Source organism: Acinetobacter sp. AS5 (assembly GCF_048957595.1).
Lineage (GTDB): Bacteria > Pseudomonadota > Gammaproteobacteria > Pseudomonadales > Moraxellaceae > Acinetobacter.
The window spans coordinates 70,499-87,999 of record NZ_JARDAL010000009.1 but is presented as its reverse complement, the minus strand read 5'-3'; the positions used below and the strand labels follow the sequence as shown (position 1 = coordinate 87,999).

Below are 17,501 nucleotides of genomic sequence, written 5' to 3'. Positions count from 1 at the left end.
CAAAATAAAAAAAACGGGTGTTCAGCCCGTTTTTTTGTACCTGCAATTCAGAAGATGATCATGCCACTTTCTAAGTTGCAGGTTTGTAGCAGCACTTAATGCTCTTGCACATCAATCAAATGATCAAGTTTTTTCTGGAAATAATTCCCCTGAATAAAGCGGGCATCCACGTTCCAGGCATTCGCGAACAGTGTCATATCATTTAATTCACGGATCAGAATATTGAGTGGCTTGATTTCATTGTAGCTGGTAATTTTTTCCTGTAGTTGCTCAATCTCGGTATCTTTATTGAGCATATTGGTTAAGTTTGAATGTAAGCTGACACCATCCAGTTCAAGTTCGCGCAGTAAATTTTGACTGTACATGGATTGACCAAAATCACGCAGTGCAATCAGTGCGCCATGTTCATACAGCACGCGTAGATATTTTTGTGCATCTTGTTGATTCAGTAAAATATCTTCTTCTGAGAATTGCAAGATTAGCGGATGCTTCACTTTACTGCGAATAATCGTAATCAGCTTGGAAATAAATTCCGGGAAGGTGCGGTCTTTAAATAGTACGGCACGGTTCAAATTGACAATTAAGCTTGCATCAGGATACTGGGTAATAAAGTTGTGTAGCTGTTTACTGGCTTCAACCAGAATCCAGCGATCCAGTTTAATGGACAGTTCATCATCTTCATGAAGTTCTAAAAGGCTAGAAATATCCTGCCATTTATTCTCAAAAATAAAGCCACTGGTCACTTCATAGGTATATAAACGCGTATCTTCTTTATCATAGAGTTGCTGATACTTTAAATGAATCTCACCACGTTCCAGACATTCACTTAAGGCTTTCAAAATAGAAGGTGTAGCGCTAGGAATAGACGTGACTGCTGGACTGACGGCTGCCAATGTTGGGCTGGCAACTGGTGTTTCAGCAACACTGAAATCTATACTTGGCATTTCTACCGCAACCGGACTGCTCAGTGACGCAGGAATATCAAGTTTAAATTCAGGTACAGCTTCTGCTTGAGGTAAAGATGTCGAGAATGCTTGTCCAATCAGCGTATTGCAGTGCATTTCATCCTGCAAACCCTGTTCAAGCATGACATAGCCCAAGCGCAAATTTAGAGGGAATGACTTTTGTCCCACTGTAATGAGTTGCGGTTTGCTTAAGGCATTTAAACTGATCAGTTTGGATTCAAGAATTGCTTTAGAGTCTGCCTGAAACAGACCGACAACGACATCATATTCCAGTTTAAACAGGGGAATATGGGTCTGTTCCTTGAGGAATTCTTTGACTGCATCAAAGTACCCATTAAAAGTGGCCCAGTCAGATTGTAGAACTTCCGGGTCATATGCACTTAAAGAGAAAGTGACTAAGGCATTCACCGGTGCAGACTGCTTGTTCAGTTCACGTTTAAGTGACTGAAAAACACTTGGTTTTCCAGGAGTTTTCTCGGAAAAAACTGTTTGAGATTGAGTATCAATGCTAATTTGTACTGCATCTTCTTCAGCAGTTGAAGGCAAGAATTCCAGTTTTAATGGGTTAGATGCGGACACATGCGGATTCAGAGACTGAATCTCGACTCGACCTAAATCAAATTGACCCTGAGAGATCTTTTTGAAACGGGTTTTAAAATCATTCAAATCTGAAGGCTGGAGCAGATCTAGTAAAGGTAGACCAATGATCTCATCTTCATTTTGCAAGCCAAACAGTTTCAGGTAGTCCGCATTCGCCTGAATGTGAATCCCTTCCTGAATGGTTGCAACAGCACGGTTGCTGTCGTCTACCAAAGATTGTGCCTGAATTTGTGCTGTTTCCAGCTCCGTCATTAAATGTTGCTGAGACTGTGACAAACGGCTAAATGACAATGCTCGAACCAGTCCCACATAAAAGCGTTCCAGGTAGTCAAAATTGAGAATGTCATAGATCCCTTTACGGATATATTGCGCATATTGTTCAGCCTGGTAATCATCCGGTTTAAGCAAAATCATCGGCAGATTAGGCTGCTGCGAAAGGCGCACCAAACTTAAGGCCTGTTCATATTTCAGGTCGTAGGCACGCCCAAAAATAATCAGATCCCAGTTGAAATTTAATTGTTTTTCAAAAGATTGCAGATCATCCAGCAGGACAGCATCTACCTGATAATCATTACTGGTCAGCAGATCACGGATTTGGTTATATCTAATTTGATTATCATCAATAATCAGTAAACGTGTTTCAGTACGTTTTAACTTTTTAGACAATAATGGATTTCTCACTTCAATGCTTCCCATAAATCATGATTTCTGCTTTCATTCATGTGCTGATCGATAAAGTTTTCGATCATCTCTTCTTCCTGATCATTCAATAATTCATAATCAAAACGGATGAAACTCTGCGTAATCAGTTGTGCTTTGGTCAGATAGATTTTGAGTTCTTCCTGACCGAGACGTAAATGAATCGTTTGTTTTTCCCTAAACATCTGGGAGCCAGACACGATGAGACTGGTCGAAACCTGATCAAGTTGCGTCATTTTCACCAAGAGTGCGGGTTGATAATTGACATGATGACGTTCAGTACGTGCATAGGCCGCGCAAGGAAAGAGTTCTTGTGCCAGAATTTCTAGTCCGATTTCTAGGCTCTTATCCGTTGACTGCTTGATCCAGCGAATCACACCGCCACGCCACTGGCTCTGGGTTTTTTCCTGAACCAGAATAAATTCACCGGTTTTTAAATTGGCAGGCGTAACACCGGTCCATTTAATCCGGTAACCATTGACACTGATATCCAGAACTTCAGCGCTATGGATCTGTTTCGTTTCACGATCGAGCGCCTTGATACTGCTAAAGGCACTTGGAATCGTGTTTTCCATCGAGCTGACAAAACTGCTTTCGCTCTGGAAATTATAATTGGCATCGAGTTCCAGGGTTTCGTTGAAGTTTTTACCTTTAGACAGGTAAAAATGCGCCACGCTTAAGCCAAAGCAGATATTGATCTGTGCTGAATATTCATAACGTTCATGACGACGCTCAACATTGTTCGAGAGCAGATTGTAGATATGAAAATGCAGTGCAGGGGTCAGGAACAGTTTTTCATTTCGCGATAGATACTGGGCATTTTTGCTTTGAGTACCCGTTAAATGATCCATCAGGTTCTGTGTGGAAATATAGAAGCTCGGCTGAAACTGTGGCTCTTGATGGGTGTTAAAGATCGGTGGATGGTCTTTGCTGGCATCAACCACATAACGGGACAGCGTGGTTTCCTTCGGCAGGATCTGCACCAGTTTGGCCCAGTCAAAACTGCATACATACAAGCCCTGAATTTCTGCAGGCCGGATCTGATGAGTATTGAAGATATCCAGTAAAATCAGCTGTGCATAGGCATGTGCAATATTCTGGATTTCATGCTGGGTGCCTAATACCTGATTGATATTGCTTTGATAGAAATTATTGTTTATTGCACATTCAAGCAGTTGATGGGCAGCCAGCCATTGTCCCAGACCTGGCGTGCTATACAGCATATGCTGTTGATATAACAGAAGTGTGAGTTGTTGCAGGGCATAATAAATCGACACCATTCGGGCAGTTTGAATGCTTTTCTTTTTACCCAGAGAGAATAGCGAAAACTTCTGATGGGTCAGCTGATGATTACAGCGTTTGACGATGTCAATATAAATTTTGGCAAAATGACTGCGCAGCAGCATGGCCAGTTCAATAATCTGGTCATTACGATCCGATGTGATCAGTCCCTGATTGACAAAATGCTTTTCCAGACTGGTCAGAACATTTTCAAGGGTAGGATGCAAGACCTGAATCAGGTCAAAGCGCAGGGTTTCTGTACATTTCAGCTCGGAAACTTCCAATAGGGCATTAAACAGGGATTTGGATGAATTCCCCAGCTGTAGAATCGAAATGCCCGCAACCCATTCCTGCAAAGCCTTGGCAGTGGTTGGGCAAAAGCTCAACTGCTCTCGTTTAAGTTCCGTCGGTGTCTGAAAAATGTCTGAAGTATGCGTGCTCATCTTTATTATTTAACTCAAAAATGTTGAAACCCCAAAAAGCGGTGTCTTATTCTTCTCGCCCGCTATTTCTCGAACCAGTTTAGGAACCAAATACCCCGGAAGGTTCGCTAAAACTTCTGTATAAATCTCATTAATATGGTCAGGCACCAAATCAAAATGATGCGCACCTTTTACTTTATCAAGTACATGTAAATAATAAGGCATGACCCCGGCATCAAACAAGCGATAGCTTAAATCTACTAAAACCTGAGCAGAATCATTCACCCCGTTTAATAAAACTGCCTGATTCAGAACGGTGATCTGCTGTTGAACCAGTTGGTTTAAACGCTTGCAAGTGAAGTCATCCAGCTCCGATGCATGGTTTGAGTGTACCACCAGAATAATACGTAGCCTACTGTTTTTTAACATGCTAAGTAGCTCTTCGTCGACTCGGTTGGGGATCACAATAGGAACTCGTGAATGTATTCTTAAGAATTTGAGATGTGGTACTGATTCTAGTCGTTCAATCCAGGTTTTTAATTTCCGGTTCGATAAGGTTAATGGATCACCGCCGCTCAGAATTACTTCATTAATATCAGGCTGGCTTTCCAGATATTGCTTGATATTTATCCAGTCTTCGTTTTTAGGCAGATTTTCCTGATAGGGGAAATGTCGGCGGAAACAATAACGGCAATGCACGGCACAGGCACCAGTCAAGGTCAGCAAGAAACGGGATTTATATTTGTGCAGTACGCCGGGTTGCTGATTGGCCTGTTCTTCGCCCAAGGGATCGGTAACAAATCCTGGATGTTCTTCCAGTTCCAGATGATGGGGCAGCACTTGTAAAAGCAATGGGTCTAAAGGGTTTCCGGTCTGCATTTTGCCCACAAAAGCACGTGGTACGCGCAGTTTAAACTGTTCAGAAGCTAAAATGGCGCCTGAGAGAAGCTGTTCAGGTGCGAGTTGCAGCACTTCAAGCAGTTCGCGTGGATCAGTGATCAGGTCGCTGAGCTGTGATTGCCAGTTTTGTTCTTGATATAAATAGTTCGTCATGCCGGAAGATTAACAATAATAAGTGAGAGGACAAAGCCTGATGGGCACAGTTTAACAGTTTGTGCGGAAGCGCAATAATCCACTGCGCTATAAAATAAAGAGTGATTCAGCTATGCTGATCTTCGTGCTCGCCTGATGGTATTTTAACGTTGAGCAAGACATGAATAAACAAAGGATTTTCATGTCTGATTGTAACTTAAACAGCCTGAGTGGGTGAAAGCGGATTTTTTCATTGCGGCAAAGTGTATTGCTCATTTAGAATACGCAACATCAAATGAATGTGCATGTGGCAACTCAATGTTCGTGTCAGACTTGCTAAATGACATCGCAACAGCCCATAGCATCAATAGATTAAAGTTAGTAAGTTTGGAGTGCGCCAGTCATGGCCTATTATTCTACGAATGATTTCAAGTCAGGCCTTAAGGTTATGCTTGATGGCAACCCATGTTCAATCATGGAAAACGAATACGTAAAACCAGGTAAAGGCCAAGCTTTTAACCGCGTAAAATTACGTAACCTTAAATCAGGTAAAGTTCTGGAAAAAACTTTCAAATCAGGCGAGAACCTAGAAGCGGCTGATATCGTTGAAGTAGAAATGGAATACTTGTACAACGATGGCGAAATGTGGAACTTCATGGATCCTGTTACCTTTGAACAGATCGCAGCTGATAAAACAGCAATGAGCGATGCTGCAAAATGGTTAAAAGACGATTCAAATGAAAAATGTACCATCATGTTGTTCAATGGCGTGCCTTTAAACGTGACTCCACCGAACTTCGTCGTACTTAAAATCGTTGAAACTGATCCAGGTGTTCGTGGTGATACTTCTGGCGGTGGCGGTAAGCCAGCGAAACTTGAAACAGGTGCTGTAGTACGTGTTCCATTATTCGTACAGCAAGAAGAAAGCGTTCGTGTAGATACCCGTACTGGTGACTATTTAGAACGTGCATAATGGTTTGAAAATAGACTATTATCGAGAGGGATGATTTAAATCATCCCTTTTTTTATGCCAAAGTCGTAGAGGAAAAGCAAAAGAACAGGCGTAAAGTCGCAAGGGAAAACAGCAGTACCTCGAACAACAACAATCACGCTGATTTGTATGCATCACAATATGAGGGATTGAATGGAAACTTTACAAAAGAAGTCGACGCTGACTTCGAAAATGATTTGGCTTTTGGTAGCCATTGTGGGTGCAGTCTCCTTTGGAGTCCTGGCACTGAGTCGGGGTGAGCATGTCAATGCAGTCTGGCTGGTACTTGCCGCCGCCTGCGTCTATAGCATTGCTTACCGTTTCTACAGTTTGTTTATCGCCACCAAAGTATTTGAGCTGAATGAACGCCGTTTAACGCCTGCGCATCGTCTGGCCGATGGTCTGGACTATGTGCCGACCAATAAAAGCGTTCTGTTTGGCCATCACTTTGCGGCGATTGCCGGTGCAGGTCCTTTAGTCGGTCCAATCCTTGCAGCGCAGATGGGTTATCTGCCGGGCACGATCTGGCTACTGGTCGGCGTGGTGCTTGCCGGTGCAGTCCAGGATTTTCTGGTGCTGTTTATTTCTACCCGTCGTGACGGTCGATCACTCGGTGAAATGGCCAAGCAGGAACTGGGTACTTTTGCCGGTATTATCGTGATGCTTGGTGCCTTGGGTGTGATGATTATCATTCTGGCGGTATTGGCACTGGTGGTGGTGAAAGCGCTAACCAACAGCCCATGGGGTGTGTTCAGTATTGCAGCCACCATTCCGATTGCGATCTTTATGGGCATCTACATGCGTTTTATCCGCCCGGGTAAAATTGCTGAAGTTTCGATTATTGGTTTCGTCTTGATGATGCTGGGCATTATCTACGGTGAAAACATCGCACAACATCCATATTGGGGGCCATTCTTTACACTTTCTGGCACTGAACTGACTTGGGCGCTGATCATTTATGGTTTTATTGCTTCGGTACTGCCAGTCTGGCTATTGCTTGCCCCACGTGATTATCTGTCGACCTTCCTGAAAATTGGCGTGATTGCAGGTTTGGCCGTGGGTATCCTGTTTGCCATGCCTGAAATGAAACTGCCAGCGATTACCAAATTCGTTGATGGTACTGGTCCTGTATTCGCAGGTTCTATGTTTCCATTCCTGTTTATTACTATTGCCTGTGGTGCGATTTCCGGTTTCCATGCCTTGGTTTCTTCAGGGACGACACCGAAACTGGTCAATAACGAACGCGATATCCGTATGATCGGTTATGGCGGCATGTTGATGGAATCTTTTGTAGCGATCATGGCCTTGATCTGTGCTGCAATTCTGGATCCAGGAATTTATTTTGCGATTAACTCACCAGCAGCCTTGCTTGGTACTACTGCAGAAAGTGCAGCAGAAGCAGTGCGAACCCTTGGTTTTGTGGTAACGCCTGAAGCCTTGACTTTACTGGCACAGGAAGTCGGTGAAAATTCGATTCTGTCACGTACTGGTGGTGCGCCAACTTTTGCAATTGGTATGGCACATATCATTACGGAAATTTTCAACAGCCGTGAAATGATGGCATTCTGGTATCACTTTGCGATTCTATTTGAAGCATTATTCATCCTGACTGCTGTTGATGCCGGTACTCGTGCCTGTCGTTTCATGGTTCAGGATACCGTCGGTATCGTGATTCCTGCGGTAAAACAATCTCATAACTTCTTCGGAAACCTGTTGGGTACTGCGGTTGCAGTGGCAGGCTGGGGCTTCTTCGTCTATCAGGGCGTCGTCGATCCATTAGGCGGGATTAACAGTTTATGGCCACTCTTCGGTATTGGTAACCAGATTCTGGCTGCGATGGCGCTCATTCTCGGTACCGTCATTCTGTTCAAGATGAAAAAACAGAAATATGTCTGGGTGACAATTATCCCGACAGTGTTCCTGTTCATCACTTCCATGACAGCAGGCTGGCAAAAGATTTTCCACGAAAATCCAAAGATTGGTTTCCTTGCGCAAGCTGACCGTTTCAACACGGCGATTGCCAATAATGAAATCCTGGCGCCAGCGAAAACTGTGGCAGAAATGCAGACGGTGGCGATGTCAAACCAGATCAATGCTGCACTCTGTGCTTTCTTTATGATTGTGGCCTTTGTGATGTTGTTTGCCGCGATTCGGGTGATCCGTCGTGCCTTGGCCAATCCTGAGCCATCTGTGCATGAAGCAGAAGCGATTTATCGCGATCCTGAAGAGATTCAGCCAGCGAAAGGTCATTAAGGGGAATATTATGAATCTGAAGTTTGCCAAAAGCGGGAAAACGATGATTTATAAAATCATCAAAATGACCGTGATGTCACAAAAGGATTTAATCCTGAATCCGAAAAACTGGTCACGGATTGCGACCTTGTGGCAACGTTTGCAGCAAAGTTTCCGCCTGATGGTTGGTGTCCCTGATTATCAGACCTATGTGGAGCATATGCGCAAGCATCATCCGGATCTGGAAGCTATGGACCCGAAAACATTTTATCGCCATTGTGTGGATTCCCGTTATCCATCTGCGGGTGGTGATATGAAGAAGTGTCCGTGTTAATCATTAATTCATAGCAAGCGCCTTTCGGGGCGCTTTTTTTATCATGCAAAATTAATATGAGAAATAGACGATTCGGTTAAATCTGATGTCATTGACTGAGCTAGCTGAGAAAATTTTTATAAAAATCCAGGAAATCGCTTAAGTCTCTATACCTTTTAAGTATGATTTTTTTCAAATAGATAAATGAGCATATGTCGATATTTTGACATTGGAGCGAAAAGAAAAATGATCTCTACAGGTGTCGGCTATTTTGTTTATTTTTCTGTATCCCCCTATGTTTTCCACCTGATCATTTTGACTCTTCTAGTATTTGAACCCTCGTCATTTTCTAGCGAATATTTTTATCCTGTTACACAGACAGATGATTGATCTTTTGGGAAAATTTAAATTTCAGTGTATGTTAATCTTAGGCCATGTTTTATTAAGGAATTTATTGTGATCTGGGGCATGAAACAAAAGGAAAATAACGACATTGCACACATCAATACAGGGCTTGAACAAAAGATTGCAAGTTGTGCACCCAAGATCCAGCGTTTTTTTGAAGAAGTTAATGCCATTGTGTTGGATAAGCAGGCTCAGACCAAACTGGCACTTTGCTGTCTGATTGCAGGTGGGCATGTCTTATTTGAGGATTTACCCGGGTTGGGTAAAACCACATTAGCCAGCAGTCTGGCACATCTAGCAGGGTTGAAGTTCCAGCGGATTCAATTTACCAATGACATGCTGGCCAGTGATGTTATCGGCATTAATATGTTTAACCAGAAAGAACATCAGTTCGAGTTTAAACAAGGCCCAATTTTTACCCAGATTTTACTGGCAGATGAAATCAACCGTTGTAGTCCCAAAACCCAGAGCGCCTTACTCGAGGCCATGGAAGAGGGCTATGCCACCATTGATGGGGTGCGTTATGCCTTACCGAAACCTTTCTGGGTGATTGCCACACAAAACCCGCTGTTTCAAAGTGGAACCTATGCTTTGCCGGAATCCCAACTGGACCGTTTCCTGATGCGTTTGTCTTTAGGTTATCCATCGCGCCATGCAGAAAAACTGTTATTACAGCAGGAATCTCGTTTTGCCCTGATTGCCAGTCTGGCACATATTTTTACTGAAGATGAAATTCTGGATCTGCAAAATCTGACTCATCAGATATTTATCAGTGAAGCTATTCAGGAATATTTGCTCGATCTCGCAGAAAAAACTCGTAAAAGCCGTCATGGACTTTCTACGCGTGGCCTTCTGGCCTTAAAGCGTGCAGCACAAGCGCATGCCCTGATTCAACAACGCGCTTTTGTCACACCGGATGATGTGCAGGCGGTATTTGTCGCGGTGACTTCGCATCGTCTGGGTTTGAGTGAAGCTGAAACGTTTAATGTGATGCAACAGGTTGCGGTCAGCTAAAGGAGTCCTCTCTTGGATAAAACCTGGCAAAAATGGCTGGCCAAACGCTTTCAATTTTCTCAGCAGAAACAGCTCTCGCAGAAAGATGTGCTGGTATTTATTTATCAGCAGGGCTATCTGTATCTGGTTTTGATCTTCATCACCTTTGTGGCGGGGGTGAACTATGCCAATAACCTGATTTTAGGTTTCTGCTTTTTAATCAGTGCTGTGCTGTGTATCAGTTTTTACCTGACTTTTAAGCAATTGCATGACCTGAGAATCGAGTTGATCGCGGATGATGTGGGGCAGGTCGGTCATAGCGTGAATCTACATCTTTATTTTCAACAACAGCAACTTCGCCCGCGTTATTTGTATATCAAAGCAGGGAATCAGCTAGCGAAAGTTTATCTAAATGCAGTAAAACAGCAATTTATCTTACCATTTTATGCAGAGCAACGTGGCAAGTTTGATTATCCGGTGATTCAGATTTATTCGGTTTATCCCTTTGGTCTGGTTCGGGCCTGGACCTATCTTTATCATCAGCATTCGGCTTGGATCGCGCCTAAAGCTGAAGTTTTTACTGCAGAAAATAAATATCATCTCAACCGATTTGAACCAGATATGGATGAGTTTCGTGAATTGCGCAATTACCAGTCAGGCGATTCCTTGCAGGCGGTGTCCTGGAAGCAGTTTGCGCGTGGGCAAGGCTTGTATGTCAAAGTCTTTGAGCAATATCAGGATGAACACAGTATCGAGATTCATTATGCACATATGCCGAGTCAGTCACATGAAGAAAAACTTGAATTTGTGATGGGTCTGGTCGAGCAATGCGAGCAGCAGCAATGTGCGTATAGTCTGCATTTGCCACAGGCCGAATTGCCTCAGGGCGCAGGTGAAGAACAACTGCGGAAAGCCAAACAATTGTTGGCGCAGGCCTAAGGCGGGTAAATTCATGATCAATGCAAAAATCCGGACCTCAATTGTGCTGACTTTGGGCCTGATTCTCATCGCCCAGATGGCATTTATTTCGGTTCTACTCAGTATTATTTTCGCGATTAGTATTGTGTGTATCTGGATTTTCCTGAAACGTCAGCAGCCATTTCCTAAAATGGGTACTTTCCTGCTGACGGCTTTGGCACTCGGCAGTATTTATTTGAGCCATCATAGTTTTATCGGTGTTGAGGCTGGGGTAGCAGTTTTATCTACTTTTTTATTTGCTAAATCACTGGAAAGTAAAAATAAACGTGACCTGATTATTCTGTTTAATTTTGCCCTGTTTGTTGCTGCCAGCTCATTCCTATATAGCCAATCTTTTGGGATGGCGATCGTGATTGTGCTGTGTTTAATCAGCTGTCTGATTGGCCTGTACCGGATTCAGACCAGTGAGTTTGAACAGGAGCAGATCACTCAGCGCGCAGCATTGCAACAGGATGCCAAGCATGTGGGCAAGTTTATCTTGTACGCCGTTCCATTTTTCATTTTGCTATTTATTTTCTTTCCGCGCTTGCCGCCACTTTGGCATATTCCCATTCCTGAAAATAAGGGTATGACCGGCATGAGTGACAGTATGTCACCTGGGGATATTGCCGAATTATCCCAATCTAGTTCACTGGCTTTCCGGATTATTGGTGATGTCAGCAAGCTTCCGCCGCGCTCAGAACTCTATTGGCGAGCTTTAGTGCTAGATGAATATGATGGGCAACGCTGGACCAGCAGTTTCGTCAATCAGCAGCCTTTAATGCGACAACCGATGGATACTTCACCCGTACCTACAGGCTGGAACTACCAATATTTGGCTGCGGATCCTTCGGTGTTCTGGATCATGGGGTTGGAAAAATCGATACCTGTGGAACGCCGTTATTATAACCGTCAGGATTGGAGCATTGTGCCGAGACGGCTCACGCAACGTGTTGAACCGATTTCGTTACAATGGATCGGGACAGAATATGACCCTCAGACTTTGCCAACGCAATATATCGAGCGAACGAATACCCAAGTGCAGCGCCGGCTTGACCCGCGAGCGCAACAATTAGCACAACGTCTATATGCGCAAAGTGCGGAAGATCCTCGGAGTTATGTACAGAAAGTCTTGAATTGGTATCGACAGAATAACTTTGTTTATACCCTGAAGCCGGGCCAATTGGGGCAAAACCGGATTGATGAATTCCTGTTTAATTCCCGTCAGGGATTTTGTGAACACTATGCCTCGAGTTTTGTGATGCTGATGCGTTATGTCGGGATTCCTGCACGGGTCGTCACCGGCTATCAGGGGGGGGAGTTGGCACCAGATCGCATGACCTGGGAAGTCCGGCAGCTTGATGCGCATGCCTGGACAGAAGTCTGGATTGATCAGAAATGGCAACGCTTTGATCCAACCGCGATGATCGCTCCACAGCGTATAGATGATGGCATGCAAAACCTGCTTTCTCAGGATGCATGGGTATCGGCAAATCAGTCAACCTGGAACTCGCAGCATAATCTATGGATCACCAAACTACGCGTTTGGAGTGATTATGCCAGCTACCAATGGCAAAGTAAGGTGGTGGGTTATAATGCAGAATCACAACAAAACTGGTTATCAAAATTAGGCCTCGGTTCAGTTTATTCGAGTGTCATAATTTTACTGGGCAGTATTGCGCTATTGATTTTGGCCTATATCTTCAGAATTTATCTAAAAGCCCGACAGGCGCAACCTCCATTTGATCGTGCGATTCAACAGCTGAATCAATCTTTAGCTGACGATCTCAAAAAGCTGCCTGCTGAAACTTTTCATCACTGGATGCAGCGTTTATCCCAACAGGTTCAGGTTGAAAACCAGACAGCATTTATTCAAGCCATCCAGATCTTTGAAAAAAATCTTTATTCGGGAACCTCAATAACTGAGCAAGAAGTGAAAAAATTCAAGGATTTGCTTAAAACTTGCGCGAACGTTTTAAAAACTAAATGAAAAGGCTTGTTTTCGGTCGGAAAAATTTATAATATGCCAAGCATTCTAGGTGTATAGCTCAGTTGGTTAGAGCGCTACGTTGACATCGTAGAGGTCTCCAGTTCGAGTCTGGATATACCTACCAAGATTACTTTTTATACAGCTTTCTATAAGGTTGTATAAAGCAAAAAACCTCCTGAATTCAACGATTTAGGAGGTTTTTTTGTTTCTGGTGGTTTGGTATGTTTCTACAAAACTGACGCTAGCTTGTATCACTGTCTAATAATCTAACTCGGTGATACAAGGTGAAGCGCATATTTCGGACCGTATTGTCTGATTGAACAGATACTTTCTTCGCGGCGGTAAAAATCCTTAAGGGGTCTGACAGCAGTGGTGGATTCAGATAATTTTTGAAGGACGCCAGACTTAAACCGCACGTCTCATTTTTATCTTCTAGACAGCAGCTCAAGGCGGTATCCAGTGCCACGTGAGGAAACTGTACCTAGTGACAGCTTGCCGAATCCAACAGCCTGGAGATCTCGGAATATTGCCCTGTAAAGCCCATTTTCCTGAAGACCACCCTGAGATAGTCGAAAGCATTCATGCGTACAGGTAGGGACTTTATAAGGTAACGAACCAGCCAAAGCTGGCTGATCCTGTCCAGAACCAGTGTGCGTGATTTTCTCAGCGGAGCATTGTGATCATACAGATCTCCATAGTCTGGAGATAAAGGTGTCAGGAACAGCACTTCAGATCCAGGGCCTTGAGATATTGAATGCTCAAATCTTCCTTTAACTGTTCCAGTAAGGCATCTAGGCTATGGGGCGTGGAGATTCCGGAAAACAGAATGTTGGAGATCAGTACATTGCCAATGATCTCCTCATCAGAGAAGTACTGTGCCGTATTCCAGTAGCGCCAGATCTTCTGATGAATCAGGCTCACATAACTGGATCGTTGCAGCCATTCCCTTCAATGCTGAGCAACTGTTTGCAGGGCAGATCCAGCTCTAGGTCATATCGTTGATTAAACAGCATGATCTGCTTGCGGTAGCAGTGATACAGCATTTTCTTATGACGAACAGAGCTGGCTTTATTCTCAATAGCATCTTCTACGGTTTGCAGCATCGCAAGATGTTGTTGATGCTGATACGCCTCAAAGAAGGAAGGTAAGAGCAGATGCATCTGAATAAATGTTTATGCCTGCAGAATTTCGTCCTGTATGACTTTTTTACGTTGGTCGCTACGGCGCTCGCTTGCGAACTTAAGGTTTTTTGACATGGGACTTTTATAATTTTTATAACCAGTCTTCATGATAAAAGTAAATTGTGGGTCATAACCGTTTGATCAAAAACCTAGGAATAAACTACAGGATTTGTGTTGGAAAAGTCGCAGTTTTTATAGGGCTAAGTGCAGAATTAAAACGGATTAAATTTCTTAATAATCTGAAAAATAATAGTTTTTACTTAGAAAATCTCTTTGATTTTTAGCCATATTGTATTTTTTTTCTTAAGTTAATTGATGATATGCCCTACTTTTTCAGCACATATCAATCCATTTAAAAGCTTCCTTAGAAAATCTTATATTTTATATTGCGAATATGCGTATATTCATATATAAAACTATGATTCATTGATAAGGGTAAAGCTCATGAATCAAATGCCAAAAGTGCAAATTTATCATAACCCGGCCTGTGGCACCTCACGCAATACGCTGGCTTTAATTCGCAATGCGGGAATTGAGCCTGAAGTGATCGAATATCTAGTTACGCCTCCTTCTCGTGATGAGCTGATTCAACTGATTTCTGATGCAGGTTTATCGGTAAGAGATGCGCTCCGTAAAAATGTCGATCCCTATACCGAGCTGAATCTAGATGATGCCGGCTGGAGCGATGAGAAACTGCTTGATGCCATGCTGCAACATCCGATCCTGATCAACCGCCCGTTGGTGGTTACCGAGCTTGGAACCCGATTATGCCGCCCATCGGAAGTGGTACTGGATATTCTGCCTTCGCCACAATTAAAAGCCTTTGCCAAAGAAGACGGTGAAATCATCGTGGATCAACAGGGCAATCGGGTAAAATAAAGTGTCCCCCCTACGAAAAAGCTTCAACTTGATTGGAGCTTTTTTATCTGAAAAACACATGGACGATGATCCATATCATTTACATACTGAATGAAATAGGTTCTTGAAGGATAAAGGAATTGGATCATCAGCAGGCAGTTTCCCCGTATCAGGTTTTGACAGAGAGTACCATTTTTCAAATCTTACACAGGCTACCGACTGGAAACTGTTGCGCAGGTCAATGGTTCAAAAATCTGCCGATGAGTGCATCGACCTGATCTCATCCCCCTAAAACCAGGAGCTTTAAATGGAAAGCATAATCGCGATTTTTGCCTGGCTGAATGATGTGCTGCTTAAAATGACCTGGCTCTCGGAAGGCGTGCGCTGGCTGGTCGAAAATGTCTTCGGTTTATCGGTGGTGACCCGGCTCGGTGGCAGTATTCACTTCTTTATTTATGATGTTTTTAAGATCTTTATTCTGCTCTCAGTCCTGATCTATAGCCTGTCGTATATCCAGAGTTATTTTCCGCCTGAACGCACCCGGCAGATTCTGGGACGCATGACCGGGATCAAAGCCAATATCATGGGGGCCTTGCTCGGCACCATTACCCCATTTTGTTCCTGTTCTTCCATTCCGCTGTTTATCGGTTTTACCCGTGCCGGACTGCCTGTGGGGGTGACCTTTTCCTTTCTGATTTCATCTCCCTTAGTCGATCTGGCTTCGATTATTTTATTGGCCAGTATTTTTAACTGGAAAATTGCCATGATCTATGTGGTTCTTGGTCTGATTTTGGCAGTTATTGGTGGATCACTCATCAGCTTTTTCAAAATGGAAAAGTATGTCACTGAATTTGTTACGCAAAATAGTACAGCTCAGGGTGATGAAGATTTTAAAATGTCTGCGAAAGAGTGCCGGGAATTTGCCTGGGAACAGGTGGTGGAAATCTTTAGCAAGGTCTGGATGTATGTGTTGATTGGGGTAGGAATTGGTGCGGCAATTCATAACTGGATTCCTGAACAGTGGATTACCGCCTTGCTTGGTCAGGAACACTGGTATTCTGTGCTGATTGCTACAATCGTAGGCATACCGATGTACGCGGATATCTTTGGCACTTTGCCGATTGCAGAAGCTTTGGTGGCGAAAGGCGTGGGGCTAGGGACGGTATTGGCCTTTATGATGGCGGTAACAGCACTTTCCCTGCCATCCCTGATCCTGTTAAAACAGGTGGTGAAAACCCGCTTATTGAGCCTGTTTATAGGGATCGTTTTTGTGGGAATCTTGATTATTGGCTATAGCCTGAATACTTTGGGTAACTGGTTTTTATAAAATGTATGGAGAATAGAAGATGAAAATTAAAGTCTTGGGTACAGGCTGCCGTAAATGTAAGGCCCTGTTGGCTGCAACTGAAGAAGCAGTGAAAAGCACCGGTGTCAAAGCGGACATTGAGTATGTCACGGATATGATGCAGATTGCCGAAACCGGACTGTTAAGCACACCGGGTCTGATGATTGACAGTAAAATCGTATCCAGTGGTAAAGTTCTGGAAGCTCAGGCTATCGCGGAACTGATCGAGAAAAATAAATAACTTCAAAATTAAAGTTGTAGCGAAGAAAACCAGTGGTTCAAGTCGCTGGTTTTTCTATATTGGAAGAAGAGGGAAACTGTTAAATCCAGCGCTTTCTGGCTGTGATATCCTGATCCAGATATAATTTTTCACTTGTACTATTTACTATATATATGGATATGTATATATTTGCATAATAGAAGGGGAGCAGCTATGGACCACGTTCAGTTTTTTAAATGTTTATCTGATGAAACACGTCTCAGTATTGTCCTGCTGATTGCGGAAAATAAAGAGCAATGCGTCTGTGATCTGACCGATAAACTGCAGTTAAGCCAACCAAAAATTTCACGGCATTTGGCCTTGTTGCGGTCTTGCGGTCTGCTCAACGATCGTCGGCAAAGCCAGTGGGTGTACTACAGCCTCAATCCGCAATTACCGGCCTGGTGCTTTGAAATTCTGGACGTACTGAAACGTAGTGACGTTCCGGTTTTATTTGATTCTTCCGCTCTATCGATTCAGAGCCATTGCGAGTAAGTTTTCATGAAATTTTTGTTTTTATGCACGGGGAACAGTTGCCGCAGCATTCTATCTGAAGTGTTGTTCAATAGCCGTGCGCCAGAAGGCTGGGTCGCTTACAGTGCTGGCAGCAAACCTTCCGGTCAGGTGCATCCCTTGACGCTTGAAACCCTGCACAATCTGGGCTTGTCGACTAAAGGCTTATCCAGCAAGACGATTGATGCCTGTGAACAGTATCAGCCAGACGTGGTGATTACCGTCTGTGATGCGGCTGCACAGGAAGCGTGTCCTCTTTATCTTGGCGGAGCGATCAAGGCGCACTGGGGCCTGTCTGATCCGTCACATTTAGAGGTGGATAAAGAAGAAAAAATGCAAGCCTTTATGAACACTGTTGAACATATCAATCGTCGCCTGGATACTTTGTTTAAACTTAACGTAGATGAACTTTCTCGCTCACAATTGATTGCAGCGATTAATCAAATTTCGAATGTTGAGTAAGTC

The 17,501-nt window shown here is 43.6% G+C and carries 15 protein-coding genes and 1 tRNA gene; 12 read left to right on the top strand and 4 right to left on the bottom strand.

Annotated elements, in window-relative coordinates:
• Window positions 1–95: 95 nt before the first annotated feature.
• Genes PV763_RS04445 through epmB form a run of 3 tightly spaced genes read right to left on the bottom strand, consistent with a single transcriptional unit; the run spans window position 96 to window position 5,020 of the window.
• A complete protein-coding gene (locus PV763_RS04445; protein WP_420937426.1) occupies window positions 96–2,261 on the bottom strand; it encodes an EAL domain-containing protein in 2,166 nt (721 codons plus the stop codon).
• Window positions 2,243–3,988, bottom strand: a complete 1,746-nt coding sequence (locus tag PV763_RS04440; RefSeq protein WP_420937425.1) for a GTPase — start codon at window positions 3,986–3,988, stop codon at window positions 2,243–2,245. Before PV763_RS04440 ends, PV763_RS04445 begins: the two co-directional genes overlap by 19 nt.
• A gap of 9 nt (window positions 3,989–3,997) precedes the next feature.
• A complete protein-coding gene (gene epmB, locus PV763_RS04435) occupies window positions 3,998–5,020 on the bottom strand; it encodes an EF-P beta-lysylation protein EpmB (RefSeq protein ID WP_222112004.1) in 1,023 nt (340 codons plus the stop codon).
• 382 nt (window positions 5,021–5,402) lie between these two features.
• On the opposite strand from epmB, the gene efp reads away from it, so the two are divergent.
• From efp to PV763_RS04400, 7 genes are all read left to right on the top strand, one after another.
• Complete coding sequence (gene efp, locus PV763_RS04430; RefSeq protein ID WP_004279747.1) at window positions 5,403–5,972, top strand: elongation factor P; 570 nt, start codon at window positions 5,403–5,405, stop codon at window positions 5,970–5,972.
• Window positions 5,973–6,143: 171 nt separating this feature from the next.
• Complete coding sequence (locus PV763_RS04425) at window positions 6,144–8,243, top strand: carbon starvation CstA family protein (RefSeq protein ID WP_004730055.1); 2,100 nt, start codon at window positions 6,144–6,146, stop codon at window positions 8,241–8,243.
• Between the two features lie 7 nt (window positions 8,244–8,250).
• Window positions 8,251–8,556: a YbdD/YjiX family protein gene (locus tag PV763_RS04420; RefSeq protein ID WP_171054308.1), complete on the top strand. Its 306-nt coding sequence runs from the start codon at window positions 8,251–8,253 to the stop codon at window positions 8,554–8,556.
• 435 nt (window positions 8,557–8,991) lie between these two features.
• Window positions 8,992–9,954 (top strand): AAA family ATPase, encoded by a 963-nt coding sequence (locus tag PV763_RS04415; protein WP_420937424.1) that lies wholly within the window; start codon window positions 8,992–8,994, stop codon window positions 9,952–9,954.
• A 12-nt stretch (window positions 9,955–9,966) separates the two neighbouring features.
• Entirely contained in the window at window positions 9,967–10,872 is a 906-nt protein-coding gene (locus PV763_RS04410; RefSeq protein ID WP_420937423.1) for a DUF58 domain-containing protein, read from the top strand.
• A 13-nt stretch (window positions 10,873–10,885) separates the two neighbouring features.
• Entirely contained in the window at window positions 10,886–12,880 is a 1,995-nt protein-coding gene (locus PV763_RS04405) for a transglutaminaseTgpA domain-containing protein (protein ID WP_420937422.1), read from the top strand.
• A gap of 47 nt (window positions 12,881–12,927) precedes the next feature.
• Window positions 12,928–13,004, top strand: a tRNA-Val gene (locus PV763_RS04400).
• 793 nt (window positions 13,005–13,797) lie between these two features.
• Here the strand turns inward: PV763_RS04400 and PV763_RS04395 are convergent.
• Window positions 13,798–14,040, bottom strand: a complete 243-nt coding sequence (locus PV763_RS04395) for a hypothetical protein (RefSeq protein WP_420937421.1) — start codon at window positions 14,038–14,040, stop codon at window positions 13,798–13,800.
• Between the two features lie 465 nt (window positions 14,041–14,505).
• Between PV763_RS04395 and arsC the strand changes: the two genes are divergently transcribed.
• From arsC to PV763_RS04370, 5 genes are all read left to right on the top strand, one after another.
• The gene (gene arsC, locus PV763_RS04390; RefSeq protein WP_420937420.1) at window positions 14,506–14,940 is read left to right on the top strand and encodes an arsenate reductase (glutaredoxin); all 435 of its coding nucleotides are present in this window, start codon (window positions 14,506–14,508) and stop codon (window positions 14,938–14,940) included.
• Window positions 14,941–15,226: 286 nt separating this feature from the next.
• Window positions 15,227–16,246: a permease gene (locus PV763_RS04385; protein WP_420937419.1), complete on the top strand. Its 1,020-nt coding sequence runs from the start codon at window positions 15,227–15,229 to the stop codon at window positions 16,244–16,246.
• A 19-nt stretch (window positions 16,247–16,265) separates the two neighbouring features.
• On the top strand, window positions 16,266–16,505 hold the full coding sequence (locus PV763_RS04380; RefSeq protein WP_420937418.1) for a thioredoxin family protein: 240 nt from the start codon (window positions 16,266–16,268) through the stop codon (window positions 16,503–16,505).
• A 192-nt stretch (window positions 16,506–16,697) separates the two neighbouring features.
• Window positions 16,698–17,018: a metalloregulator ArsR/SmtB family transcription factor gene (locus PV763_RS04375; protein WP_005093699.1), complete on the top strand. Its 321-nt coding sequence runs from the start codon at window positions 16,698–16,700 to the stop codon at window positions 17,016–17,018.
• A 6-nt stretch (window positions 17,019–17,024) separates the two neighbouring features.
• On the top strand, window positions 17,025–17,498 hold the full coding sequence (locus PV763_RS04370; RefSeq protein WP_074382687.1) for an arsenate reductase ArsC: 474 nt from the start codon (window positions 17,025–17,027) through the stop codon (window positions 17,496–17,498).
• The last annotated feature ends 3 nt before the right edge of the window (window positions 17,499–17,501 follow it).